Origin of the sequence: Bacillus sp. FSL W8-0645 (assembly GCF_038007905.1) — a bacterium.
Lineage (GTDB): Bacteria > Bacillota > Bacilli > Bacillales > Bacillaceae > Bacillus > Bacillus pumilus.
On the sequence record NZ_JBBOYC010000001.1, the window covers coordinates 2,940,016 to 2,963,201 of the forward strand.

The 23,186-nt window shown below is 40.3% G+C and carries 26 protein-coding genes; 13 read left to right on the plus strand and 13 right to left on the minus strand.

What is annotated here, in order from left to right:
• Window positions 1–278: 278 nt before the first annotated feature.
• From NST39_RS15235 to NST39_RS15255, 5 genes are all read left to right on the plus strand, one after another.
• Window positions 279–1,361 carry a BMP family lipoprotein gene (locus tag NST39_RS15235; RefSeq protein WP_044140813.1) on the plus strand — a complete coding sequence of 361 codons (1,083 nt, stop codon included), beginning with the start codon at window positions 279–281 and terminating at the stop codon, window positions 1,359–1,361.
• A gap of 159 nt (window positions 1,362–1,520) precedes the next feature.
• Complete coding sequence (locus NST39_RS15240; protein ID WP_341029095.1) at window positions 1,521–3,056, plus strand: ABC transporter ATP-binding protein; 1,536 nt, start codon at window positions 1,521–1,523, stop codon at window positions 3,054–3,056.
• Window positions 3,049–4,095, plus strand: a complete 1,047-nt coding sequence (locus NST39_RS15245; protein ID WP_003212654.1) for an ABC transporter permease — start codon at window positions 3,049–3,051, stop codon at window positions 4,093–4,095. The genes NST39_RS15240 and NST39_RS15245 overlap by 8 nt, the downstream gene beginning before the upstream one ends.
• On the plus strand, window positions 4,096–5,055 hold the full coding sequence (locus NST39_RS15250) for an ABC transporter permease (protein ID WP_003213713.1): 960 nt from the start codon (window positions 4,096–4,098) through the stop codon (window positions 5,053–5,055).
• 175 nt (window positions 5,056–5,230) lie between these two features.
• Window positions 5,231–6,568 (plus strand): 2-hydroxycarboxylate transporter family protein, encoded by a 1,338-nt coding sequence (locus tag NST39_RS15255; protein WP_003213451.1) that lies wholly within the window; start codon window positions 5,231–5,233, stop codon window positions 6,566–6,568.
• 70 nt (window positions 6,569–6,638) lie between these two features.
• Here the strand turns inward: NST39_RS15255 and NST39_RS15260 are convergent, their stop codons facing one another.
• On the minus strand, window positions 6,639–6,848 hold the full coding sequence (locus NST39_RS15260; RefSeq protein WP_012011099.1) for a hypothetical protein: 210 nt from the start codon (window positions 6,846–6,848) through the stop codon (window positions 6,639–6,641).
• Window positions 6,849–7,067: 219 nt separating this feature from the next.
• Here NST39_RS15260 and NST39_RS15265 point away from each other — a divergent pair, with 219 nt between their 5' ends.
• Genes NST39_RS15265 through mnhG form a run of 7 tightly spaced genes read left to right on the plus strand, consistent with a single transcriptional unit; the run spans window position 7,068 to window position 12,844 of the window.
• A complete protein-coding gene (locus tag NST39_RS15265; RefSeq protein ID WP_341029096.1) occupies window positions 7,068–9,479 on the plus strand; it encodes a Na+/H+ antiporter subunit A in 2,412 nt (803 codons plus the stop codon).
• Entirely contained in the window at window positions 9,476–9,907 is a 432-nt protein-coding gene (locus tag NST39_RS15270) for a Na(+)/H(+) antiporter subunit B (RefSeq protein ID WP_034620105.1), read from the plus strand. Before NST39_RS15265 ends, NST39_RS15270 begins: the two co-directional genes overlap by 4 nt.
• On the plus strand, window positions 9,907–10,248 hold the full coding sequence (locus NST39_RS15275; protein WP_003213576.1) for a Na(+)/H(+) antiporter subunit C: 342 nt from the start codon (window positions 9,907–9,909) through the stop codon (window positions 10,246–10,248). The genes NST39_RS15270 and NST39_RS15275 overlap by 1 nt, the downstream gene beginning before the upstream one ends.
• The gene (locus NST39_RS15280) at window positions 10,241–11,719 is read left to right on the plus strand and encodes a Na+/H+ antiporter subunit D (RefSeq protein WP_113768028.1); all 1,479 of its coding nucleotides are present in this window, start codon (window positions 10,241–10,243) and stop codon (window positions 11,717–11,719) included. Before NST39_RS15275 ends, NST39_RS15280 begins: the two co-directional genes overlap by 8 nt.
• A gap of 6 nt (window positions 11,720–11,725) precedes the next feature.
• Window positions 11,726–12,205, plus strand: coding sequence for a Na+/H+ antiporter subunit E (locus NST39_RS15285; protein ID WP_341029098.1), 480 nt, complete (start codon window positions 11,726–11,728; stop codon window positions 12,203–12,205).
• Window positions 12,205–12,486, plus strand: a complete 282-nt coding sequence (locus NST39_RS15290) for a Na(+)/H(+) antiporter subunit F1 (protein WP_113768029.1) — start codon at window positions 12,205–12,207, stop codon at window positions 12,484–12,486. Before NST39_RS15285 ends, NST39_RS15290 begins: the two co-directional genes overlap by 1 nt.
• A complete protein-coding gene (gene mnhG, locus NST39_RS15295) occupies window positions 12,470–12,844 on the plus strand; it encodes a monovalent cation/H(+) antiporter subunit G (protein ID WP_003213369.1) in 375 nt (124 codons plus the stop codon). The genes NST39_RS15290 and mnhG overlap by 17 nt, the downstream gene beginning before the upstream one ends.
• 85 nt (window positions 12,845–12,929) lie before the next feature.
• Here the strand turns inward: mnhG and NST39_RS15300 are convergent, their stop codons facing one another.
• The 6 genes from NST39_RS15300 to degQ all read right to left on the minus strand — a co-directional run bounded on the left by NST39_RS15300 (window position 12,930) and on the right by degQ (window position 17,794).
• Entirely contained in the window at window positions 12,930–13,319 is a 390-nt protein-coding gene (locus tag NST39_RS15300) for a hotdog fold thioesterase (protein ID WP_106066313.1), read from the minus strand.
• 23 nt (window positions 13,320–13,342) lie between these two features.
• Window positions 13,343–13,984 (minus strand): response regulator transcription factor, encoded by a 642-nt coding sequence (locus NST39_RS15305; protein WP_058013793.1) that lies wholly within the window; start codon window positions 13,982–13,984, stop codon window positions 13,343–13,345.
• 80 nt (window positions 13,985–14,064) lie between these two features.
• Complete coding sequence (locus tag NST39_RS15310; RefSeq protein ID WP_341029101.1) at window positions 14,065–16,371, minus strand: ATP-binding protein; 2,307 nt, start codon at window positions 16,369–16,371, stop codon at window positions 14,065–14,067.
• A 52-nt stretch (window positions 16,372–16,423) separates the two neighbouring features.
• Window positions 16,424–16,591: a competence pheromone ComX gene (gene comX, locus NST39_RS15315; protein ID WP_341029102.1), complete on the minus strand. Its 168-nt coding sequence runs from the start codon at window positions 16,589–16,591 to the stop codon at window positions 16,424–16,426.
• Complete coding sequence (locus tag NST39_RS15320; protein ID WP_341029103.1) at window positions 16,588–17,502, minus strand: polyprenyl synthetase family protein; 915 nt, start codon at window positions 17,500–17,502, stop codon at window positions 16,588–16,590. Before NST39_RS15320 ends, comX begins: the two co-directional genes overlap by 4 nt.
• A gap of 151 nt (window positions 17,503–17,653) precedes the next feature.
• On the minus strand, window positions 17,654–17,794 hold the full coding sequence (degQ, locus tag NST39_RS15325) for a degradation enzyme regulation protein DegQ (protein ID WP_003213123.1): 141 nt from the start codon (window positions 17,792–17,794) through the stop codon (window positions 17,654–17,656).
• Window positions 17,795–18,299: 505 nt separating this feature from the next.
• Here degQ and NST39_RS15330 point away from each other — a divergent pair.
• Window positions 18,300–18,653 (plus strand): inner spore coat protein, encoded by a 354-nt coding sequence (locus NST39_RS15330; RefSeq protein ID WP_341029104.1) that lies wholly within the window; start codon window positions 18,300–18,302, stop codon window positions 18,651–18,653.
• Window positions 18,654–18,683: 30 nt separating this feature from the next.
• Here the strand turns inward: NST39_RS15330 and NST39_RS15335 are convergent, their stop codons facing one another.
• The 6 genes from NST39_RS15335 to NST39_RS15360 all read right to left on the minus strand — a co-directional run bounded on the left by NST39_RS15335 (window position 18,684) and on the right by NST39_RS15360 (window position 23,152).
• Window positions 18,684–19,910 (minus strand): EAL and HDOD domain-containing protein, encoded by a 1,227-nt coding sequence (locus tag NST39_RS15335; protein WP_341029105.1) that lies wholly within the window; start codon window positions 19,908–19,910, stop codon window positions 18,684–18,686.
• 141 nt (window positions 19,911–20,051) lie between these two features.
• On the minus strand, window positions 20,052–21,521 hold the full coding sequence (locus tag NST39_RS15340; RefSeq protein WP_058013789.1) for a nicotinate phosphoribosyltransferase: 1,470 nt from the start codon (window positions 21,519–21,521) through the stop codon (window positions 20,052–20,054).
• A gap of 17 nt (window positions 21,522–21,538) precedes the next feature.
• Window positions 21,539–22,090, minus strand: coding sequence for a cysteine hydrolase family protein (locus NST39_RS15345; RefSeq protein WP_012011112.1), 552 nt, complete (start codon window positions 22,088–22,090; stop codon window positions 21,539–21,541).
• 60 nt (window positions 22,091–22,150) lie between these two features.
• Window positions 22,151–22,558 carry a YueI family protein gene (locus tag NST39_RS15350; protein ID WP_341029107.1) on the minus strand — a complete coding sequence of 136 codons (408 nt, stop codon included), beginning with the start codon at window positions 22,556–22,558 and terminating at the stop codon, window positions 22,151–22,153.
• A 27-nt stretch (window positions 22,559–22,585) separates the two neighbouring features.
• Window positions 22,586–22,834 carry a YueH family protein gene (locus NST39_RS15355; protein ID WP_341029108.1) on the minus strand — a complete coding sequence of 83 codons (249 nt, stop codon included), beginning with the start codon at window positions 22,832–22,834 and terminating at the stop codon, window positions 22,586–22,588.
• Between the two features lie 96 nt (window positions 22,835–22,930).
• Window positions 22,931–23,152, minus strand: a complete 222-nt coding sequence (locus NST39_RS15360) for a spore germination protein (RefSeq protein ID WP_050944046.1) — start codon at window positions 23,150–23,152, stop codon at window positions 22,931–22,933.
• Window positions 23,153–23,186: the final 34 nt, after the last annotated feature.

Sequence of the window (23,186 nt, forward strand, 5' to 3'; positions counted from 1 at the left end):
ATCATATTTCAGCACGTAAAAAGACATCGAATTTAGCCTTTTAACATTTTTTTAAAAATAAAACAAATTTCTATTTATTTATTCGATTGGAAATGATAAATTATGATTGATTAGTTCAACGAGATATAAGTCTGATGTCTTACATCTTCTCTCCTGCCCTCCATAAGTTTCAGAAGAAAGCAGGATAAAATACCCTATTCAGAAGGGTGAGAAGAGGTAGGTCGGTCTTTTTTCGCGAGACTTTTCTGAAACTTTTAAATTTTATAGGGGGTTATGTTTTGAAGAAGCGCAAAATTGGACTAGCATTGTCCTTAGTCGTAGCAGCAGGAACCATCCTTGGAGCATGCGGCAACTCTGGCTCAAACAGCGGTGAAAGCAAAAAAGATAAAGATCAATTCACTGTTGCCATGGTAACTGATGTCGGTGGTGTCGATGACAAATCGTTTAACCAATCAGCTTGGGAAGGTTTACAAGCATTTGGAAAAGACAACAATCTAAAAAAAGGTAAAAACGGCTTTGATTACTTACAATCTAAATCAGACGCTGACTATACAACAAACTTAAACACACTTGCTCGTGAGAAATTCGACCTGATTTACGGAATTGGTTTCTTAATGCAAGATTCTATTAGTGAAATTGCAGATCAGCGTAAGAAAAACCACTTTGCCATCGTTGATGCTGTCGTGAAAAAAGACAACGTAGCCAGCATTGTGTTCAACGAAAATGAAGGATCATTCCTTGTGGGTGTTGCGGCTGCTCTTTCTACAAAATCAAACAAAATTGGTTTTGTCGGCGGCGTTGATTCTGAATTAGTCAGAAAATTCGAAGTTGGTTTCCGTGCAGGCGTTGAAGCAGCTAACCCGAAAGCGAAAGTTGAAGTGAAATATGCTGGTGCATTCGATAAGGCAGACATCGGGAAAGCAACAGCTGAAAGCATGTACAAATCCGGCGTCGACATCATTTATCATGCTGCTGGCGGCACTGGAACTGGTGTCTTCACAGAAGCGAAAAACCTGAAAAAAGCGGATCCTAACCGTAAAGTTTGGGTTATCGGTGTAGATAAAGACCAGTATGACGAAGGAAAAGTACCTGGAACAAAACAAAGTGTCACCCTTACTTCTATGGTTAAGAAAGTAGACAAAGCGGTACAAGACTTAACAACGAAAGCTAAAGAAGGTAAGTTCCCTGGCGGCGAAGTGATCACATATGGTCTGAAAGAAGGCGCTCTAGACATTTCTCCATCTCAGGACAATCTTAATAAAGATGTATTGAAGAAAGTAGAAGAATGGAAACAAAAAATCATCAAGGGCGAAATTAAAATCCCTGCAACACGTGATGAACTAAAAGATTTTAAAGCTTAATTTGAGCATCGGGATAAGCGCGTCTTATCCCCTTGTTCCTCCTTTACCTCCTCTTTATTCGTAAAAGGTGGTAAAAGAAAAGCTACAGCCTCGTTTTGCAGCTTTTCTTTTGCTAGTTTTTATCTTCATCAGCACCCTAAAAAAGGAGCGGTTAAACCTGTGGATTATGTCATTGAAATGTTGAATATACGCAAAGAATTCCCTGGCATTGTAGCAAACGATAACATTACGCTGCAGCTAAAAAAGGGCGAAATTCATGCGCTGCTTGGTGAAAACGGCGCTGGAAAATCAACGCTCATGAACGTGCTTTTCGGACTGTACCAGCCTGAAAAAGGTGAAATCAAGGTTCACGGAAAACCTGTGACCATCTCTAGCCCGAATGATGCAAGTGCTTTAGGCATCGGTATGGTGCATCAGCACTTTATGCTTGTCGATACCTTCACCGTCGCTGAAAACATCATTTTAGGAAAAGAGCCCAAGAAATTTGGAAAGATCGACAAAGAACAAGCCATACAGCAAGTACAAGAGCTTTCTGACCGCTATGGTTTAAAAATAGACCCTGCCGCAAAAGTATCTGACATCTCTGTCGGCATGCAGCAGCGTGCAGAAATTTTAAAAACTCTTTACCGCGGCGCTGATATTTTGATCTTCGACGAACCAACAGCCGTATTAACACCTCAAGAAATTAAAGAACTCATACAAATTATGAAAAACTTAATCAATGAAGGCAAATCCATTATTTTAATTACCCATAAACTGAAAGAAATTATGGATGCATGTCACCGCGTCACCATTATCCGAAAAGGCCAAGGCATTCGTACACTTGATGTGGAAAGCACAAACAAAGATGAGCTTGCAAGCCTGATGGTCGGTCGTGAAGTTTCATTTAAGACAGACAAAAAAGACGCCTCTCCTGCTGAGGAAGTACTTCAAATTCAGGATCTTACGGTAAAGGACGCACGAGGAATTGAAGCGGTCAAACATCTCAACCTCTCAGTAAAGGCTGGAGAAATTGTCGGTATTGCTGGAGTCGATGGCAATGGTCAATCTGAATTAATTGAAGCCATTACCGGTCTAAAAAAATCAGAGGCTGGCACGATCATGCTAAACGGGAAAGCCATTCAAAATCTTCCGCCTCGTAAGGTGACCGAATCTGGAATTGGACACATTCCTCAAGACCGTCATAAACACGGACTAGTGCTTGATTTTACAATAGGAGAAAATATTTCGTTACAAACGTATTACCAGCGTCCATACTCAAAATTCGGCTTGATGAATATGAAAAATATATACCAAAAGGCAAAGCAAATCATTGCCGAGTATGACGTAAGAACACCGAGTGAATATACAGAGGCACGCGCCCTGTCAGGCGGGAATCAGCAAAAAGCCATTATTGGCCGTGAAGTTGACCGCAATCCCGATTTATTAATTGCCGCTCAGCCGACACGTGGACTTGATGTTGGTGCGATTGAATTTGTTCATAAGCGCCTCATTGAGCAAAGGGACACAGGCAAAGCCGTCCTCCTCATCTCATTTGAGCTTGATGAAATTATGAATGTCAGTGATAAGATTGCTGTTATATTCGAAGGCAGCATTATTGCCATCGTTGATCCAAAAGAAACAACAGAGCAAGAGCTTGGTCTATTAATGGCTGGAAGTACGCAACAGGAAGTGGGGAAAGAAGCAAATGTCTAATCGCTTAACAAATCTGCTGATTCCGCTTATAGCCATTGTACTTGGTCTTTTTGTTGGGGCCATTATTATGCTGGCAAGCGGTTATAGTGTCATCGAAGGCTATGGCGCCCTTTGGAATGGCGTCTTCGGTGAAACCTATTATATGGGAGAAACCATCAGACAAGTGACACCTTACATTTTATCAGGGCTTGCTGTTGCTTTTGCATTTCGGACAGGTCTCTTTAATATCGGTGTAGAAGGTCAAATGCTGATTGGCTGGGTAGCTGCTGTATGGATCGGTACAACTGTCCATGCACCTATGTACATCCATCTGCCACTTGCACTCATCACCGCAGCAGCTGCTGGTGCATTATGGGGCTTTATTCCTGGGTTTTTAAAGGCTCGTTTTTATGTTCATGAAGTGATTGTCACGATCATGATGAACTACATTGCCCTTCATGTGACGAACTATTTGATTTCAAATGTCTTAACAAATAATAAAGATAAAACAGAAAAAATCGATGCCACTGCCTCGCTTCGCTCTGGTTTCTTTGAACAAATCACCGATTTCTCCCGGATGCATAATGGTATTTTTGTTGCCATTATAGCTGCGGTCGTGATGTGGGTCATTATTCAAAAAACCTCTAAAGGCTTTGAATTGCGGGCTGTTGGAATGAACCAGCAGGCATCCCATTATGCCGGTATGAACGTTCGCCGCAATATCATTTATGCGATGCTCATTTCAGGTGCTTTTGCAGGTCTTGCAGGCGCAATGGAAGGTCTTGGTACATTTGAATATGCTTCAATTAAAGGCTCGTTTACCGGTGTAGGTTTTGACGGAATCGCCGTCGCTTTATTAGGTGGAAATACTGCTGTTGGTGTTGTTCTTGCTGCATTGCTGCTTGGTGGATTGAAGGTCGGCGCTTTAAATATGCCACTTGAATCTGGCGTACCGACTGAGGTCGTTGATATTGTCATTGCGATCATTATTCTGTTCGTTGCCTCAAGCTATATTATCCGTCTTGTGATGAACCAAATGAAGAAAAAGGGGGGAAAATAAGTGGGATTTCTGCAAATTCTTGAAATCATCGTCCCAGCAACACTTGTCTATGCTGCACCACTTATTTTAACCGCTCTTGGAGGCGTCTTTTCAGAAAGATCAGGTGTTGTGAATATCGGTCTTGAAGGTTTGATGGTCGTCGGAGCATTTTCCAGTATTATCTTTAACTTGTTTTTTGCTGATACATTTGGCGCCTTGACCCCGTGGCTTGGGCTCCTCGTCGGAATGGCGATTGGCGGATTGTTCTCTCTGATTCATGCAGTTGCGACCATTACATTCCGTGCAGATCAAACGGTCAGTGGTGTTGCCATTAACATGCTGGCACTTGGCGCTACGCTGTTTGTCGTGAAACTCATTTACGGGAAAGCTCAAACAGATAAAATTACAGAGCCTTTCTATAAAGGGGATATTCCCCTTTTAAGTGACATTCCGATAATTGGCGATATCTTCTTTAAAGATGTTTATTATACGTCCATACTCGCATTAGCGCTTGCGGTTGTAGCTTGGTTTGTTTTATTTAAAATGCCGTTTGGTCTTCGTCTTCGTGCAGTCGGAGAACATCCAATGGCTGCTGATACAATGGGAATCAAAGTGTACCGGATGCGCTATATTGGTGTCTTTATTAGTGGACTGTTTGGTGGTCTTGGCGGAGCTGTTTATGCGTCAACCATCGCTCTTGATTTCTCACATGCGACCATTACTGGACAAGGCTTCATCGCACTAGCTGCACTTGTCTTCGGTAAATGGCACCCATTCGGCGCAATGGGCGCTGCTTTATTCTTTGGATTTGCTCAAAGTTTAAGCATTATTGGCTCTCTCCTGCCGCTATTCCAAGATATACCGAACGTGTATATGCTCATTGCACCATATGTGCTGACCATCCTAGCACTCACTGGCTTCATCGGGCGAGCAGATGCACCGAAAGCACTTGGAACACCTTATTTAAAAGGAAAACGATAATAACGATGTATGATCAATCCCCTGAAGGATAAACTACCTTCAGGGGATTTTTGTATGATAAAAACATAAAAACTCCTGTTTATTTTACTTTTATTACACTTAATTTAGTTTAATAAATAGATGAGTGTCACAGAATCTTCTACAATTGAGACAAATAGCATTTGGGGGTGTTTATGTGGCTAATACACAACAATTGAAATCGATTACAGACGATTCTGACAATAATAAAAGCGTTTTCCGTAAGATCATGTCTTGGAAAATTGGTGTTATTGACTTACCTGTGTATTTAGTACTTGCAGCGATTATTTTAACTGCCGCTTATTTTAATAAAATTCCAGCAAATATGCTTGGTGGTTTCGCTGTTATTATGATTTTGGGGATTTTCCTTGGAGATATAGGACAACGTATTCCGATATTAAAAGATATTGGTGGACCGGCGATTCTTTCTCTATTCGTACCATCGTTCCTGGTCTTTTTTCATGTTCTGAATCCGAACTCGTTGGAAGCGGTTACGTCTCTTATGAAGACGTCGAACTTCCTTTACTTCTATATTTCTGCTCTTGTAGTAGGTAGTATTCTTGGGATGCAGCGAACTGTTTTAGTACAAGGCCTTATTCGTATGTTTGTTCCTCTTGTTGCAGGTACAATTGCAGCTGTGACTGCCGGAATTCTTGTTGGTCTTTTAGTTGGTTACACACCGCATCATTCGTTCTTCTTTATTATTGTTCCGATTATTGCCGGTGGTGTTGGAGAAGGGATTTTGCCATTATCTATTGCTTATTCACAAATTCTTGGTGTATCAGCAGAGTCATTAATCTCTCAATTAATTCCTGCTGCCGTCATTGGGAACGTCATTGCCATTATCTGTGCTGGCGCAATGAAGAAGCTTGGTGAAAAACGTCCTGAACTAAACGGGAATGGTCGTCTTGTAAAGTCTAAAGAGGCAAATGAAATTTTTGAACAGCCTGATATGGATCCAAAAGTTGATTTTGGGTTAATGGGTGCTGGTGTACTCGTTGCTTGTACAACATTCATTTTTGGTGGTTTGTTAGAAAGCTTTGTTCATATTCCTGGTCCAATCTTAATGATTGTCCTTGCCGCTTTAATCAAATACTTAAACGTGATGCCTCAGCATCTGCAAGATGGCTCACAGCAGTTCTACAAGTTTGTATCAAGAAGCTTTACATGGCCACTTATGGTCGGTCTAGGGATTCTATACATTCCACTTGATGATGTAGCAACAGTGATTTCTATTCCATTCGTTTGTGTATGTATCGCTGTCGTTCTTGGAATGGTGGGTTCTGGTTACTTCGTTGGGAAATTGATGAACATGTACCCAGTAGAATCTGCGATTGTGACAGGCTGTCACAGCGGACTTGGCGGTACTGGTGACGTTGCGATCCTTTCAGCTTCTGGAAGAATGGGTCTCATGCCTTTCGCACAAGTATCTACACGTCTTGGCGGAGCAGCAACTGTGATCTGCGCAACAATCTTACTTAGAATGTTTACTTAATCAAACAATAAAAAGCATGGGCTCTATCACGGGCACATGCTTTTTTATATTTCTTTTCTCCTATAAAGGTTTATTCTTCAGCAGAAACTACTCGTATATATTCTCTTGGCTGGAATGGATATTGTCTTGCTTCTTGATAGGTCATATAGAGAAGATGTTCTGAAAACAACGGCCATTCACTTTCCGCCTGCCACCTTTTTTGATCATTTCGTTCTATGAAGAATGCTCCTCCTAAAATCGTGCAGAATATGCTTAAGCTGATGCCCGCTTTTAGTTTCATGTAATCAGCTCCTTTAAGAAAAGCATGTACGAAATACAAAACAATATACAACGAGTTTTATTTTTGATAAAATATTTTTTGTGGTCAAAAGAACTCAAAACAAATACAATTTGCCGTAATTCAGTTCAAACCAATGCACTATGTCTGTATTTACGCTATAATTTTATTTACCAGTTCTTTAGAACGTGAATTTATATTGATTGAAGGAGGTTTATATTCTTGCAGCTTATTCACTTCGCCATCCTATCACCTTTTTTGCTTGCGTTTGTTGTGCCTTTTCTTTTTAAATACGTAAAGCGTATACATACAGGGTGGTTTGTTCTTATCTTGCCTATTCTATTATTTAGCTATTTTGTCCAAATGTTACACATTACCTCGAATGGACGAACGCTTTTCTCACAAGCTGAATGGATTCCATCTTTAGGGATGAATTTTACTGTATATGTCGATGGCCTTAGCCTGTTATTTGCATTATTAATTACAGGTATTGGCGCACTTGTGGTCTTGTACAGTATTTTCTACTTATCAAAAGAAAAAGAACAGCTTGGCTCTTTCTATACGTATTTGTTAATGTTTATGACCGCTATGCTTGGTGTGGTTCTCTCTGACAATATGGTGGTTCTGTACTTGTTTTGGGAGCTAACGAGTATTTCTTCCTTCCTCTTAATTGGGTATTGGTATAAGCGGGAGCGCTCTAGATATGGTGCAACCAAATCACTGCTTATTACTGTTTTTGGCGGATTAGCTATGCTTGGTGGCTTCATCCTCATCTACCTGATCACTGATTCATTCAGTATTCGTGAAGCAGTCAATCAGCTTCAGCTCATTATGGCATCACCTTACTTTATCCCTGCCATGATCCTGATCTTACTAGGTGCCTTTACAAAATCAGCGCAGTTCCCATTCTATATCTGGCTGCCTGATGCAATGGAAGCACCTACCCCTGTGAGCAGTTATCTGCATTCTGCCACAATGGTAAAAGCCGGTATCTACCTTGTAGCCCGCTTCAGTCCAATCTTTGCTATATCAGAGGTATGGTTCTGGACCATTTCCATTGTCGGACTTATCACATTATTTTGGGGATCATTCCACGCCGTCCGGCAAAATGATTTGAAAGCCATTCTGGCCTACTCGACAGTTAGTCAGCTCGGGATGATTATGCTTATGCTTGGCGTCGGTGCAGCTGCGATTCATGAAAACAATCCTGCCTTTTTTGGTGCAGCCGTTCTTGCTGCTATTTTTCACCTTATTAACCATGCTACGTTTAAAGGCAGTCTCTTTATGGCAGCAGGTATTATCGATCACGAAACAGGTACTCGTGACATTCGGAAATTAGGTGGTTTAATGACCATCATGCCGATTACCTTTACGATTACGTTAATCGGTACATTTTCAATGGCTGGACTACCGCCATTTAACGGTTTCTTAAGTAAAGAGCTGTTTTTCACAAGTATGCTGCGCATTTCTAAAATCAGCTTTACAGATATTTCAACATGGGGCGCTATTTTCCCAGCAATTGCTTGGCTCGCTAGTGTCTTTACGTTCATTTACAGTATGATGCTTCTCTTTAAAACATTTAGAGGCAATCTTCAGTTAGATCAATTAGAGAAAAAGCCGCATGAAGCACCAATTGGTATGCTCATCCCGCCAATTATCCTTGCTGCACTTGTGGTCACCTTTTTCTTCTTCCCAAATATTCTAGCTTATTCTGTCATTGAACCTGCAATTGCAGCCATTATTCCTGATGCGATTGATCCAGGAAAACGCTTTGTTGTCAAAATTGAAGCATGGCACGGCTTTAAGCCAGAGCTCTATATGACAATGGGTGTTGTAGCTTTAGGAATTATCGGATATTTGACGTTGTCAAAATGGCGTCCGATATATCATATTTTCAAGAAGAAATGGTCATTTAACTCCTTATATGACCGTTCACTGATAGGCTTAGAAAAAGGCTCCTATCGCCTAACAAACAGCTATATGACCGGTTTCCTTCGTGATTACCTTGTCTATGTGTTTGGGTTCATGATTATCGTACTTGGCAGCGTGATGTTCTATCAGCAAGCTTTCTCATTTGAAACAGAAAAAGCTGCGCCAATTGGCACGTATGAAGCCATTCTTTCACTTGTGATGGTGGCGGCGACGGTCACGACTGTATTCGCCCGCTCACGCTTAACTGCCATTATTGCTCTAGGTGTCATGGGATACACGCTGTCATTATTCTTCGTGATTTTCAGAGCACCTGACCTTGCCCTGACACAACTGATTATTGAAACGATTTCTGTCGCACTGTTTTTGCTTTGCTTCTATCATTTGCCGAAGCTGAGCTTGAAGCAAAAAACGAGAAAATTCAAATTAACCAATTTGATCATTTCAATAGGTGTTGGTCTCACTGTCACTTGTCTTGCTTTTGCTTCCACAAGTCAGCAGTCACTTGAGTCCATTTCAACTTACTTTATTGAAAACAGCTATAAACTTGCTGGCGGCGACAACATTGTCAATGTCATTCTTGTAGATTTCAGGGGCTTTGATACACTGTTTGAAATTACCGTGCTGGCGATTGCGGCACTTGGTATTTATGGATTATTAAAGGCACAGGCACAAGGAAAACGGAAGAGAGGTGTGCGGCGATGAGGAAAATTGATACGAATGATATGCTTTTACAAGTCACAACCAAAATCACTGCATTCATCATCCTGCTCTTCTCCCTTCACCTGTTTCTTGCGGGACATAATAATCCAGGCGGAGGATTTATTGGCGGATTAATGAGTGCCAGTGCTGTCGTCCTTCTGCTCTTAGCCTACGATCTGAAGACAGTTAGACGCATTCTGCCGTTCAACTTTATCTATGTTGCAGCGACCGGGCTGCTCGTCGCGATCCTGACGGGGATGGGATCATTTCTATTCGGTGCACCTTTTCTATCCCATGCATTTGATTATTTTCAACTGCCGTTTTTAGGGAAAACAGAACTGGCGACAGCCGTACTGTTTGATATCGGTGTATATTTAGTTGTTGTCGGTGTCACCATGACCATTATTCAAACGATTGGAGAGAAGGAATAATGGAATTTCTAATGTCTATTATCGTCGGTATTATTTTTATGGCGGCGACCTATTTAATGCTTTCAAAAAGCCTTCTACGGGTCATCGTCGGTACTGCTGTTTTAAGTCACGGCGTCCATTTGCTTCTTTTAACAATGGGCGGCTTAAAAAAAGGAGCTCCACCTATTTTAAAAGAGGGGCTCACATCCTATGTAGATCCATTACCACAAGCATTAATTTTAACAGCCATTGTCATTGCTTTTGGTGTGACATCCTTTTTACTTGTCATGGCCTTCCGTGCCTTCCAAGAGCTGCGAACAGATGACATGGATCAAATGAGAGGAAATGATCAGCATGAATAATCTCGTGATCCTGCCAATTTTAATTCCATTATTAGCTGCTACACTATTGATCTTTATGAATAAGAACATCATGCTGTCGAGAGGCTTTAGTGTGTTTGCTTCACTCTTAGCCATTGTCTGTAATGTGTATTTAGTCCAAACCATCTTTACTAATGGCATTCAAACCCTCTATTTAGGAGGCTGGGAAGCACCATTTGGGATTGCCCTTGTGGCCGATCAGTTTGCTGCGCTCCTTGTGCTCACCGCTTCCGTCGTTGGGCTAGTGACAGTTCTTTTCTCCTTTCAAACGATTGGGAAGGAAAAGGAGCGGCTGTTCTATTACTCTGGCGTGCAATTTTTGTTAGCTGGCGTAAGTGGGGCCTTTTTAACAGGCGATATTTTCAACCTGTTTGTATTCTTTGAACTGCTGCTGATGGCATCATACATGCTCATTGTACTGGGCGGATCAAAACCGCAGCTTCGAGAATCACTCAAATACATTGTGTTTAATATCATCTCATCGGCTTTATTTATCGTCGGTGTCGCTTGTTTATATGCAGTCACGGGCACTTTGAATATGGCTGATTTAAGCGTGAAAATAGCTGAATCAGGGCAAACAGGATTAATCACTGTCATTTCTATTCTGTTCCTCATTGTATTTGGCTTAAAAGCTGGGATCTTCCCGCTTTATTTCTGGCTGCCAGGATCATATCATGCACCGCCAGCGGCGATTTCTGCTCTATTTGGTGCACTACTGACAAAGGTTGGCTTATATGCGATTGCCAGAGTTTTTACGTTAATTTTTATACATGATACAGGGTTTACACATACACTCATGGCTTGGTTTGCCGCACTTACGGTGATATTCGGTGTGATTGGCTCTATTGCCTATTCTGATGTGCAAAAGATCGTCATCTATAACATTGTCACAGCCGTTGGGGTCATTTTGTTTGGGATTGCAGCCAATACACCTGCCTCACTCCAAGGGGCCATTTATTATCTCATTCATGACATGGTGATTAAAGGCGCTTTATTTATGCTGGCAGGTGCACTCTTTGTGTATGCTGGCACCAATCACTTGAAAAAGATGGGTGGACTGATTCAATCTCAGCCTTTACTAGGGTGGATGTTTTTCATATCGGCTTTATCCCTAGCAGGAATCCCGCCTCTGAGTGGGTTTGTTGGAAAGCTAAAGATTGTAGAAGGCGGCTTTTCTGCTGGACACATGACCTTTTCTATCCTTGTCTTACTGTCCAGCCTGCTTGTCCTGTATTCGATTATGAGGATCTTCATGCTCGCATTTTGGGGCGAGGAACAAGATATGCGAAGAAGGAAACCGTCGATTAAAGGAATGGTGTACCCTGGCGTACTGCTTGTGATCTTGTCGCTTGCCATTGGGTTAGGGACAGAGTTCATTGCCCCATATATCAATCAAGCAGCGGAAATGCTCTCAACACCAGAAAAATATATTCAAGCTGTGCTGAAGGAGTAGATGAACATGGCCTTTCAAATATTATTAAACGCTCTCCTCGCCTTTACATGGATGTTTATGAATGATACATACAGAGCCGCAGACTTTGTATCAGGCTTTGTACTAGGGATGGTCGCCATTTTTATGTTTCGGCGGTTTTTCCCGCAACGTTTTTACGGCTATGCCCTGTTTGCGATTTTTAAGCTCGTCATGATATTTATTCGAGAGCTGCTTCTTGCCAATTTAAGTGTATTAAAGACCGTATTATCTCCAAAGCTCACCATTAAGCCCGGTATTTTCGCCTTTCGTACAGACTTGAAAACGGATTGGGAAATCACCATACTGGCTAATATGATTACATTAACACCAGGTACACTCGTCATTGATATTTCTGATGATCGTTCCATTTTATACATTCATGCGATGGATATTGAAGATGCAGAAAAAGCCATTCACGATATCCGGGTTTCATTTGAAAAAGCGATTCAGGAGGTGAGCGGTAAGTAATGGAGCTCATATTACAAATTTCACTTGGCATTCTTGCACTGTCCACCTTACTTTTTGTGATACGGGTTATCAAAGGTCCCTCTATTCCTGATCGTGTAAGTGCGCTTGATGCGATAGGAATCAATTTAATTGGGATGACAGCTATCGTTTCAATTTTGCTGAAAACGACAACGTTCTTTGAAATTATTTTACTGCTCGGTATCCTTGCCTTTATCGGCACTGTCGCTTTTTCCAAATTCCTTGAGAAAGGGGAAGTGATTGAAAATGATCGTCATCGCTAAAGCTATTGTCATTTTCTTTATCCTGCTTGGCGCCATCCTTTGTCTCATTTCAGCCATTGGCGTTCTTCGCCTGCCGGATGTTTATACACGTATGCATGCTGCATCAAAAGCATCGACACTTGGTGTTGTCCTCATATTAGTTGGGGTGTTCTTTCACGAATGGTTTCTTGCAGGCATTATTTCTGCGAAGATCCTACTTGGGATTGTCTTTATCTTTTTAACAGCTCCAGTCGGCGCACACTTGATCGGAAGAGCCGCCTACAATACTGGGGTCAAGATGGACAAACGAAGTGTACAGGATGATTATGGCGGTTTTCGTAACTTCGTGATTAAACGCAAAGAAGACTCGTACTTATAAACCGAAAGAAGATCCTCACATGCGAGGATCTTCTTTTTATGAATCAATCCAACCTAAAAAAGCTTCCGCTGCACCGGGAGCTTTTTTATATGCGATCAATGACAGCAAGTGTGCATCTTGACGTACAGATGTGCCGGTCTCGATCATCTTTAATATCAATTTGAAATACCATTGTACGGCGCCCAACATGTACAGGAACAGCCGTCGCTGTCACTACTCCATCACGTACAGATTTTAAGTGATTGGCATTGATTTCAATCCCTGAGCAAACTTGCTGAGTTAAGTCTAAATGAGCCGCAGCTCCCATGCTTGCCACTGTTTCTGCTAGAGCAGCAGAAGCTCCTCCGTGCAGCAGTCCAAATGGCTGTTTTGTTCTGTGATCGACTGGCATTGTTGCTACGCATCGAGACTCATTACACTCTACAATCTCAATCCCCAGTGCCTCAAGTAGTGTATTTGATCCATTCACTTCCATTAGGGTTCTCTCCCTTCACACGTTTACAGCACACTTTCAGATTTTGCAATTAACACCGCTTCGGTTCGAGAGCCAACATTCAGCTTATTAAAGATGGACGTCAAGCTGTATTCAATCGAGCGTTTGCTCAAATGCAGCACATCGGCAATCTCTTGGTTCGTGTATCCTTTTTCCACTTCTCTGAGGATCAAACACTCTCGCTCTGTTAACAGCTCGTGATCGGTCTGCTGCGCCTGTTCTGGCTTTTCTTGCTGCTGTGAAATTAATTTCTTTAAATAGGATAGCTGAATGACAACTTCTCCTTGCAATGTGCGGTGTATGTATTCAATAATTTTGTCTTTTGTCTCTGTTTTACTAATTGCACCGTGCAATCCAGCCCGAATGGCCTCTTCAAAATAATCATCTACTTCATATCCTGTATAAATGATGATTTTCACTTGTTGGTTGGTTTCTAGAATTTGTTTCGCAATGTCCATTCCATTGATATCCCCGAGATTTAAATCCATCAAAATCACATCATAGATGGAAAAGTCATGCGTCTTTAAAAAGGCGGCTTCTGCATCAGGACTTAAACAATCGACTGATAGCTGCTGATCTGATTCTAATATGCTTTTTGTCCCTTCCATGACAGCCGGATGATCATCAATGACCAATATCTTCTTCATGTCTTCCTCCCTTTAAATCACTCACTTCCATTTTATATAAAAGACTTGGCAGATGCCAAGTCTTATTCCTTAATAAATCGTTACAATTCCATTTCAATTTTCACCTTGAGCCCTTTTTCAGGTGCTGTATGAATATGAAGCTTCCCATTTAACGCCTTGACTCGTTCTCTGATCCCAGAGAGGCCCATGCTCATGGTGTGCTGATCAAGATGGCTTGCGTCAAAGCCTACTCCATCATCCTCGTAGTGAAGAACAACCTGATCTTTAATACAAATCAGCATCACCAGCACTTGGGTCGCTTGAGAGTGTTTCAATGCATTGGATAACAGTTCTTGAACAATCCGGTAAATATTCAGCTGGGAATCAATGTCCATCTCCTTATCAAAGCGTGTCGTATTCAGCCGAATATGAAACGGTGCTTCCTCCTGAATTTGAGAAGTCAGCTTCGATATCGCCTTCACTAGACCTAAATCATACAGTAGCTGCGGCCGAAGTTCATGACATGTTTCTCTCGTCGTTTGAATCACCTTAGACATTTGCTCATTCCAAGAGATAAGTGATTGTTCAATTGAGGTTGGACATTGATCGTTTTGGAAATTCGTTAAAAACATCTCTGACTGTCTTTTCAGCGATATCAAATCCTGTAGCACGGAATCATGGAGATCCCTCGCTAAATCGGAGCGCTGTTTTTCTTCCATTGCAAACATGACTTTTTTCAGCCAGGCAGGGTTCGCTTCACGCTGCTTCAAATCTTCAAGATGCTCCATCAATTCTTCGATCTTGACGACATTTTCTAAACTGACACTTGTGTAAAACGCCAATGTTTTCAACCAAGAAATCTCATCACGTGTCAATTTTGGTGTCTGTAAATTGGATAAACAGCAAATCACAAAGGAGTGACCGCCCCGCTCGCCAATTTTCATCATGAACCCTTTATCAAGCTCAATGATTTTCCCGACTTCCCCTAAAATATCTTGAAATTGATCCACATACTCTTTCCATAGATTGCTATCACCTGAAGATTCATCAATCTCTTCAATCTGCCCATCTGGCTTCACTTCAAGCACAAAGGCTTTATTAACAACCAGCACTTCTAAAATGGTGTATTTCAAGTGATATAACACTTGGTGAAGTGATGACGCCTCACGAATGAGCTGAGTAAATTTAAACACACTGTCCTGATAATTATGCTTCTCTGAAAAACGTTTCAGCCGGAAGCGGAAATCTAGAATTTCTTTAAAATAAAAGACAGCAAGCATGAGCGCATAAGTGATTAATGCTTGTTTGAGTGTGTAATTCAAGTTTTCTGGTTTTTGTAGGATGTAAAATGTAACCACTACAAAAATAGTAGGTGTAATTGCTAAAAATCCATAATATCGAAGTCTACTAATTAAAAAGTCCATATTATAAAGTTTATTTGTCATAAATTGATACACTAGTGAAAAAGGTATAAGTAACACAAAAGATGTCAGGAAAAATGGGTCAACTACATAAATATCAAATAAAATATATGGTACTGCAAATAAGAAAATAAATGGACAGAATGATAAAAGATTGATAATAACAAAAAACTTTAAAACAGACCCGTGTTCTGTACCTTTATAATTTCTCATTCCTTTTATTATTAGATAAAATGCTATAAATATCGAAACAAAAAAGAATATAAGATTTAGACTTGATGTGTATTTTTTCAATGCAGATTCAAATGGAACAGAAGCATCAATTACCAAATTAATTATTGGAAGAAGATACACAAAACGTATCACTTTTTCAGTCGTTAATAACACATCAAATTCTTTGAAATATTGATAAATAAAGTGAATATAAAAGATGAATACACCTGATAAACAAAATACGACAACATAATGACTAAATCTATCACCAATTCCTGAAGTACCTGCACTAAGATACCCGATACAAATAGATAATAAGAATAAAACTAAAAGAAATGCTGATTTCCTTTGCGGTTTTCTGTTAATTCTAATGATAAAGAAGATACAAAATAAACAAATTGTATACAGAACAAGAGGGATTAAATAAACAAATAAACTTTCTTGACCTATTAAAGTCTTATTTTTTAGTGTTATGATTTGGTTGTCTCTTTGAATATCAATTCTCTGCACGTTTCTTAGCTTACCGTTGATCATATGATCTGTGTTAGAAACAGATTCACTATTTATTTTAAGGATAATATCTCCTTCTTTTAAACCTGATGAATATGCTAAAGATAGGTATTCAACATTAACAACTTCTACTTGTCCCTCATTGTTCTTAGCCACCCGTGCTCCATTAAAAATATCAAACACGTAAATATATGAAATATAAATCACAAATAAAAAAGAGAGGAATACAAGGAAAGCAGATAGTTTTGTGTAAGTAAACTTCATGTGCAAAACATCCTTAATTGAAGAGCATTAAACGCTATTTTTAATATTCGACTTAATAATACCACTTGTATTCTTTAGACATTTGTCCTTTGTTTATTCCCTGAATAATTGCTTTGGCTGTTTTCTCATCTGTATGAATTAAATTTGCATTACCTAAGTGCAACTCATTCACAACACTAGGATTTTTTATTAGATATGCAATGATATTTTGAATGTTCAATCATTGCCCTCCTTTGTCATAAATGCATACAATTGTTCCCTCTTTGTTTTAGGTAAGTCAAGTTGGTCAATCCCTTGCCTCATTTTTAACAGCATAATCTCTCTCATTGATACCATGTACTGAGTCAAACCTGCTTCAAGTAATTTCTGCTTCAGTTGAAATGACTTTTGTTCTGACTCATCTAGACAGCTAGAAAAGAACGTAAGAAGCTCTTGACTAGCATCGTTAAAGCCTCTTTGTAAATAGCTAAATGCCAGTGTTTGTTTTTTAAGAAAGTCTCCGTTTGTTTTTGAAAATAACGCAAAAAAATCGTTACTGATCTGTTCAGCAACACCATAACATATGGAATATGATTCCACAGTTGAGTTGATTTTTCCTGTCGCTAAATAAACACCCAGTACACTAGCAAGAGCTGTTAATGATCCTGATTTTTTCCTTAAAACCTTTACACACTCTTCTTCTGTTCCATGCATATGACGCAAATCCTCATGCTGTCCTTCCATTGACCATTTGATGAGTTGGAACAGTTTCTCAATTAGTTGAGAATTATTTTCACCTATAGATATGATGAATTGGGTACTCAGCGTATACAAATACGTAGAAGCATTAATGGCCACTCCTTGGTCGACGTTCATCCAAGGATACGAATCTTTATCCTGATCTTCGATATCATCTAATATATCGGCTGATAAGATGAGAAGTTCAATCCCTGCTGCCAATTGTGTAATCGCTTGCTTGTCTTGTCCGCCAAATGCCTCATAATGCTTGTAAGCCAATTGCCCAAAGGGAAATTCATTCTTTATATCTGTAAATTCTAGAAGCAGTTGTTGTAAATCTTTCTGCCTGACTGCATGTTGAATAAAATCAGACATATTCTGCTTGATTTTTGTATTCTCTAGATAGTTTAGCATACTCGGTCTTGTCCCTCACCCTTCCGCCTTTTATTTTACTAAAAAGACATGAGCAAATGTCCACTGACATCACTATTTAACAATTATATAATAATATATCCTTTTTTTGTATGTATTTGGATAAAAAAAAGACTTGATGATTATCAAGTCTTTAAGAAATTTTCACATATTCATATTTGTCGTATTGATCAATGCTTTTGTTAATGTTATGAAGAGAAGCAGTTGTTTCTCTAATTTCGTTTTCAAGTTTCCATAATAGTTGTTTAAGTTCTTCGATTTCATACTTTTCCATCGATTCCACTCTCCTTTTTTGGAAGATCAATGTATTTGTGTATGGTGATTGGGTCATAAGTATTTGATCTGTTACTAACAGTGTAAATGTAATTGAGTATTTTTTCACCGAAAAGTATGCACAAAATGTGTGCGTGATACCGCAAAATTCAATAGGTCTTTTTTCATCATTTTCTGACTTTTCAAATCATACTTTTATCTTAATTTCAAAGGAACTGCGTCATTTTTGCGACAAGAATAAGCATCATTCGTCACACTTCTCTCACAATAGAACATACGATCCCTTCTGTAACCTCGGTTTTGCGTGTTATAGGTCAGACGACAGACCCCATTGTGGACACCGCAATTTTTTGGCGACATTCACCGAAATTGACCGCAAAAGTACCTATTTTTATGTTGGATTTATAAAGATAGAAAGATCATTTTGATTCTTTATTCTGATTTTCTACATACATTTAGAACAGATATCCGTCCAATTTCACGTCAATGAGAGAAGAGGTGACGATGTGTTTTACTATGTTCCTTATCCTGCTTTGCAGGGTCCCGCAATGAGCCGTGTATATCCGCGCACGCCTATGACTTTTCCTCCAGTAGATGCCCACTCGTTTCAACGAGCCGCAAAGGAATCAGCCCGACTTGTTGCTGATGCTTCACTTATTACACAGCAAATTTCCAGCTCGCTTTCGTTTGCACAGCGGATCATGGAGGCTGCTGAGCGCTCTGATTCGACAAGTGTCATCAGAATGCTGAAACAAATCGGTGTGAAAAGTGGTATTGACATCCGCTTTAGTCCAGAAGGCATTCGTATCTACTTGTCTCTCGCCTCTAGCAGACTGTTTCTTCTTTTGCAGTGGGCATAACAAAAAAAGCCGCTCTGACGTGGGCGGCTTTTAAGATTCAAACATTTTATGACACCATTCAATGGCTTCTATATAACATCCGTAGGCTTCTTGCTTCGGGAGATTCCCATCTAACATCTCATCATCCCATTCATTTCGTTCAATCCGTTTGGCTACACCGAGTACAAATGAATAATCATTTTCATAGCCAAGCAGTGCCTCGCCCACTTCATCAGAAAGCGGTAGCTCTTTCACAAGTTCTGTGATATCCGCCCTGACAAGTGTATCAATGAGAGAAAACATGCCTGTCAGCATATAAGAGGCAGGGTGCTCTCGTTCGGTACGACTCGCAATCAGTTCACACGTTTTCGCCCGAATGAAGGACATTTTAATAATTTCTTTTTGGCTTGAGTTGGCTTGAACATTCAATTCTTTAAATGAAAGAATAAAGATCCAGCGCCTAATTTCATTAAACCCGAGCAGAATAATCGCCTGCCGGATACTTTTGATTTGATAAAGACGTCTCATGCCGCCTGAATTGAGCATTTTTAATAATTGGTATGATAGCGAAAGGTCACTTTCAATAAAATGTGTCACGACCTGGATATTCGGCTGTTCCTTGCTCAGCTCATTTAATAGCTGGTGGTACGCATGGAAGCTGGTCGATAATGATCGTCCTGATATAACATGCGGCTCACTAAAGAAATACCCTTGAAACAAATGGAAGCCGGCTTCTAGCGCTTCTTCATATTCTCTTCGCGTTTCCACCTTTTCTGCAAGGAAACGAAGTCGATATTTTTTATAGGTATGTAGAATTTTTCTACGTTCTTCCGATGTGGTCTTTAGAAAGTCAATTTTTAAAATATCAATGCAATAGAGGAGTTCGTCAAGCAACTTGTCACTGAAATGTGATCCGCTTAGAAAAAAATCATCAAGTGCAATCGTATATCCCCATTTTTTTAATTCCTTACATCTCATAATAAGTGCTGGGGTAATCGGGACATTTTCTAATATCTCGATCACAAGCTGATGCGGATCAAAATAGGTGAGCAGATCAGACGAAAGTAAGCTTTCGGTGAAATTAATGTAGCATCTTTTGCCTTCTGTCAATGTTTCGATGCCGATATTTAAAAAACTGTTAATAATGAGGTCCGTTGTCGCTTGGTCACCATCTTCAGCGCTATATGTATTGGTTTCACTATCTCTATAAAGTAGCTCATATGATACGACTTGTTCTTTTCTGTTAAAAATAGGCTGTCTCGCAACAAACACCCTCAACTGCTCCAATCCTCCTTTATGCAATGACAAACAAGATGTGCTTTCAGTATACCAAATGATTGCGCTTATGGTTCAATTTGAACCGGTCAAAAAATAAAAAAAAGAGATCACCCGGCTTGATGATCTCCTTTTCTTCCAACATTAGCTTTCATAAAGCTCTAGTTTAATTTTATTTTTCACGTCATGGATAAACTGCATCTTGTTATCCCAGCATTTTTGACTCAAATCGACTGGATATTCTTCTGGTTTGCTGATTCGTTTATATTCCTCCCAGAAAAGTCCGAGGCTCTCCTGCACATAGGCTTGAATCGTTTGAATATCCGGATTGTCATATACAAGTTTTCCTTGTTCAAAAATCGGGACATGTAGATCCTTCGCCACAAAGTTTGTGACAAATTTGCTGATAAATGTGTGCACAGGGTGGAACATTTTCAGCTTATCCTCACTATGAACATCTTCCTCTTCGAGCGCAATGTAGTCACCCTCTGAGTGATGATTCAATTGGTTGATAATGCGGTACACACGTTTACGTCCTGGTGTTGTCACTTTCTCTGGGTTGGATGAAATTTTGATGGTGTCATTCATCTTACCATTCTCTTCAATGGACACAAGCTTATACACTGCACCGAGAGCTGGCTGATCAAATGCTGTGATCAGTTTTGTTCCAACACCCCACACATCAATTTTGGCACCCTGTGCTTTTAAATTCATGATGGTATGTTCATCGAGATCACTTGATGCAATGATTTTTGCGTCATGGAATCCAGCTTCATCCAGCATCGTTCTAGCTTTTTTAGACAAGTAGGCAAGGTCACCACTATCAAGTCTGACACCAATAAAGTTGATCTTGTCTCCGAATTCTTTCGCTACCTTAATGGCATTCGGAATACCTGATCTCACGGTATCATACGTATCGACTAAAAAGACACAGTCTGTATGGGTTTCAGCGTATTTTTTAAATGCCGTATATTCATCACGGTATGCTTGTACAAGTGCGTGAGCATGTGTTCCTGACACTGGGATGTTGAAGCGTTTCCCAGCACGAACATTACTTGTCGCCTGAAAGCCGCCGATGAGTGCCGCTCTTGCTCCCCACATTGCTGCATCCATTTCATGTGCACGTCTTGTTCCAAATTCTAGTGCTGTCTCGTCTTCAATGATTCCTTTAATCCGAGCTGCCTTTGTTGCAATCAGCGTCTGGAAGTTCACAATATTCAGCAAGGCGGTTTCGATTAGCTGCGCTTCTACTAGCGTTGCCTCGATGCGCATAATCGGTTCATTTGCAAAGACAATTTCGCCTTCCCGCATTGAATGAAGGGAGCCTGTAAAGGACAACCCGCTTAAATAATCAATGAAATCGCTTTTATAACCGAGTTCGTCTTTTAAATACGCTAGATCACTTTCGGTGAAGGAGAAGTCCGATAAATATTCAATCGCTTTCTCTAAACCAGCAAATACAGCGAAGCCATTGTCAAATGGAAGCTTTCTGAAGAAGAGTTCAAACACTGCCTTCTTCTCATGAATGCCGTCTCTCCAATACGTTTCTGCCATGTTAATTTGATAAAGGTCTGTATGTAGTGATAAACTGTCGTCAATAAACCGATGCTCCAACTTCCATTCTCCTTCCCTTACTTAACCACTTTCGCACCAAGCGACTGCTCAAAGTGAGAAAGTGCCCACTCGTGCCCCGCTTCATTAAAACTCGCTACAGCATTCTCGTGAATCACAAGTTCAAAGCCTTTATTGTACGCATCAACAGCTGTATGAAGTACACAAATATCGGTACATACGCCGGCTAAATGAAGTTCAGTGATGCCACGCTCGCGCAGTTTCATTTCTAATTGAGTGCCTGCAAAAGCAGAGTATCTTGTTTTTTCCATATAGTAGACATGTTTTAAATGCTTTGACGTGTGAAATAGTGAACTTAGTTTGCCATAAAGTTCAATTCCCTTTGTCCCGCGAATATTATGGGGCGGAAATAACTTTGTCTCTGGATGATAAGGGTCTTGCTCCTCATGATGATCGACTGCAAAGACGACAAAGTGCCCTTCATCAATAAAAGAAGAAGTGATCTCTGTGATCTTAGGCTCAATCGCCTGTCCAGGCTTTCCGCATGTCAATTTTCCATCGTCTGCAACAAAATCAACGGTATAATCAATACAAATCAATGCTTTGCCCATCCGCATCTCTCCCATATGCTCTTTTGACTCATTATAGCTTATTCATTTCACTAGGGAAACCTATTCAACAGATTCGTGAGCAAAAGCCTTTTGAAACAGCTCATCTTCTATATAGATGTGCTCTTGATTGACCGCATTCGGCAGCTCTATCACAAGACCAAAAGGTGAATGTGCCTCATGATGATTCACCACTTTAAAGGAACATCCAGCGGCATTAGCCATTTTCACATATTGAGAATAAGAAGCATAGGACAACTCACCATTTAAAAGAACAGTGGCCTGACGGTTGACCTTTAATATTTGTTCGATCTCTTGATACGGTTTATTTCGTGATACCTGTCCCTTTGTCAGGGCAAGAAGCGCTCGTTCTCTTAATGAACCGAGAAACATTCTTCGTTCATCGGGTTTTGTTTCAGCATGTCCAAATATCCCTTGCTGCAAATAAAAGTCTACGGATTCTTCTTTCATCGCTGTTTTCACTCCTGGTTTTAAAATTTACATTTCTGTGACCCAGTGCACAATCTTTAGTGCAAGTTCACGGGCTTCGTCTATTTCTGCTCTTTCCATTAAGGATTGCTCGAGCGTATGGATCAGCTGCTCTTTTTCGTCCTCGTACGCAATGGAGATACTCCATTCAATATCAGGTACGGCAACAAGTGTTTTATATTCTTTTTTATTTTCATGTAAATATACATTGTAGGTCTTTGGTTGCCGGCTTGTGATGTGTGCTTTTCTAATTTTCATTTGACTCTGTTCACACCTCTTTTTTCTTCTTACATCCATATCCATTGTACCATAAAAAAAGACAGCTTCTGAAAAGGAGTTCCCTTTCAAAGCTGGCTACGCATTGAAGCTTTTTTGCTGACTAATAAGATTAGAATCCCAAACAAATGTGACGTTTGGACTGTTAAAAAATTGGACGAGGTCCCCTGCATTATAGGTACCTGAACCACCGGCGGAGTGATCAACACTTTTTGGTGAAATAGCAAAAACATCACCGAAATGTGCCGCCCCATTTCCGTACACACGATCTATATGAATAGGTCCAACAATCGCTGGCATTGCTCCACCACCTTTTCTATCCACATCATATGCC

Bases quoted from the DNA above. Each gene is read 5' to 3' on its own strand.
- NST39_RS15360 (WP_050944046.1), bottom strand. From the start codon at position 23,152: ATGCCAGCGATTGTTGGACCTATTCATATAGATCGTGTGTACGGAAAT.
- NST39_RS15275 (WP_003213576.1), top strand. From the start codon at position 9,907: ATGGAATTTCTAATGTCTATTATCGTCGGTATTATTTTTATGGCGGCG.
- NST39_RS15280 (WP_113768028.1), top strand. From the start codon at position 10,241: ATGAATAATCTCGTGATCCTGCCAATTTTAATTCCATTATTAGCTGCT.
- NST39_RS15290 (WP_113768029.1), top strand. From the start codon at position 12,205: ATGGAGCTCATATTACAAATTTCACTTGGCATTCTTGCACTGTCCACC.
- NST39_RS15300 (WP_106066313.1), bottom strand. From the start codon at position 13,319: ATGGAAGTGAATGGATCAAATACACTACTTGAGGCACTGGGGATTGAG.
- NST39_RS15285 (WP_341029098.1), top strand. From the start codon at position 11,726: ATGGCCTTTCAAATATTATTAAACGCTCTCCTCGCCTTTACATGGATG.
- mnhG (WP_003213369.1), top strand. From the start codon at position 12,470: ATGATCGTCATCGCTAAAGCTATTGTCATTTTCTTTATCCTGCTTGGC.
- NST39_RS15355 (WP_341029108.1), bottom strand. From the start codon at position 22,834: ATGAAAATTAGAAAAGCACACATCACAAGCCGGCAACCAAAGACCTAC.
- NST39_RS15310 (WP_341029101.1), bottom strand. From the start codon at position 16,371: ATGAAGTTTACTTACACAAAACTATCTGCTTTCCTTGTATTCCTCTCT.
- NST39_RS15305 (WP_058013793.1), bottom strand. From the start codon at position 13,984: ATGAAGAAGATATTGGTCATTGATGATCATCCGGCTGTCATGGAAGGG.
- NST39_RS15245 (WP_003212654.1), top strand. From the start codon at position 3,049: ATGTCTAATCGCTTAACAAATCTGCTGATTCCGCTTATAGCCATTGTA.
- NST39_RS15260 (WP_012011099.1), bottom strand. From the start codon at position 6,848: ATGAAACTAAAAGCGGGCATCAGCTTAAGCATATTCTGCACGATTTTA.
- NST39_RS15270 (WP_034620105.1), top strand. From the start codon at position 9,476: ATGAGGAAAATTGATACGAATGATATGCTTTTACAAGTCACAACCAAA.
- NST39_RS15345 (WP_012011112.1), bottom strand. From the start codon at position 22,090: ATGGGCAAAGCATTGATTTGTATTGATTATACCGTTGATTTTGTTGCA.
- NST39_RS15320 (WP_341029103.1), bottom strand. From the start codon at position 17,502: ATGCTAAACTATCTAGAGAATACAAAAATCAAGCAGAATATGTCTGAT.
- NST39_RS15350 (WP_341029107.1), bottom strand. From the start codon at position 22,558: ATGAAAGAAGAATCCGTAGACTTTTATTTGCAGCAAGGGATATTTGGA.
- degQ (WP_003213123.1), bottom strand. From the start codon at position 17,794: ATGGAAAAGTATGAAATCGAAGAACTTAAACAACTATTATGGAAACTT.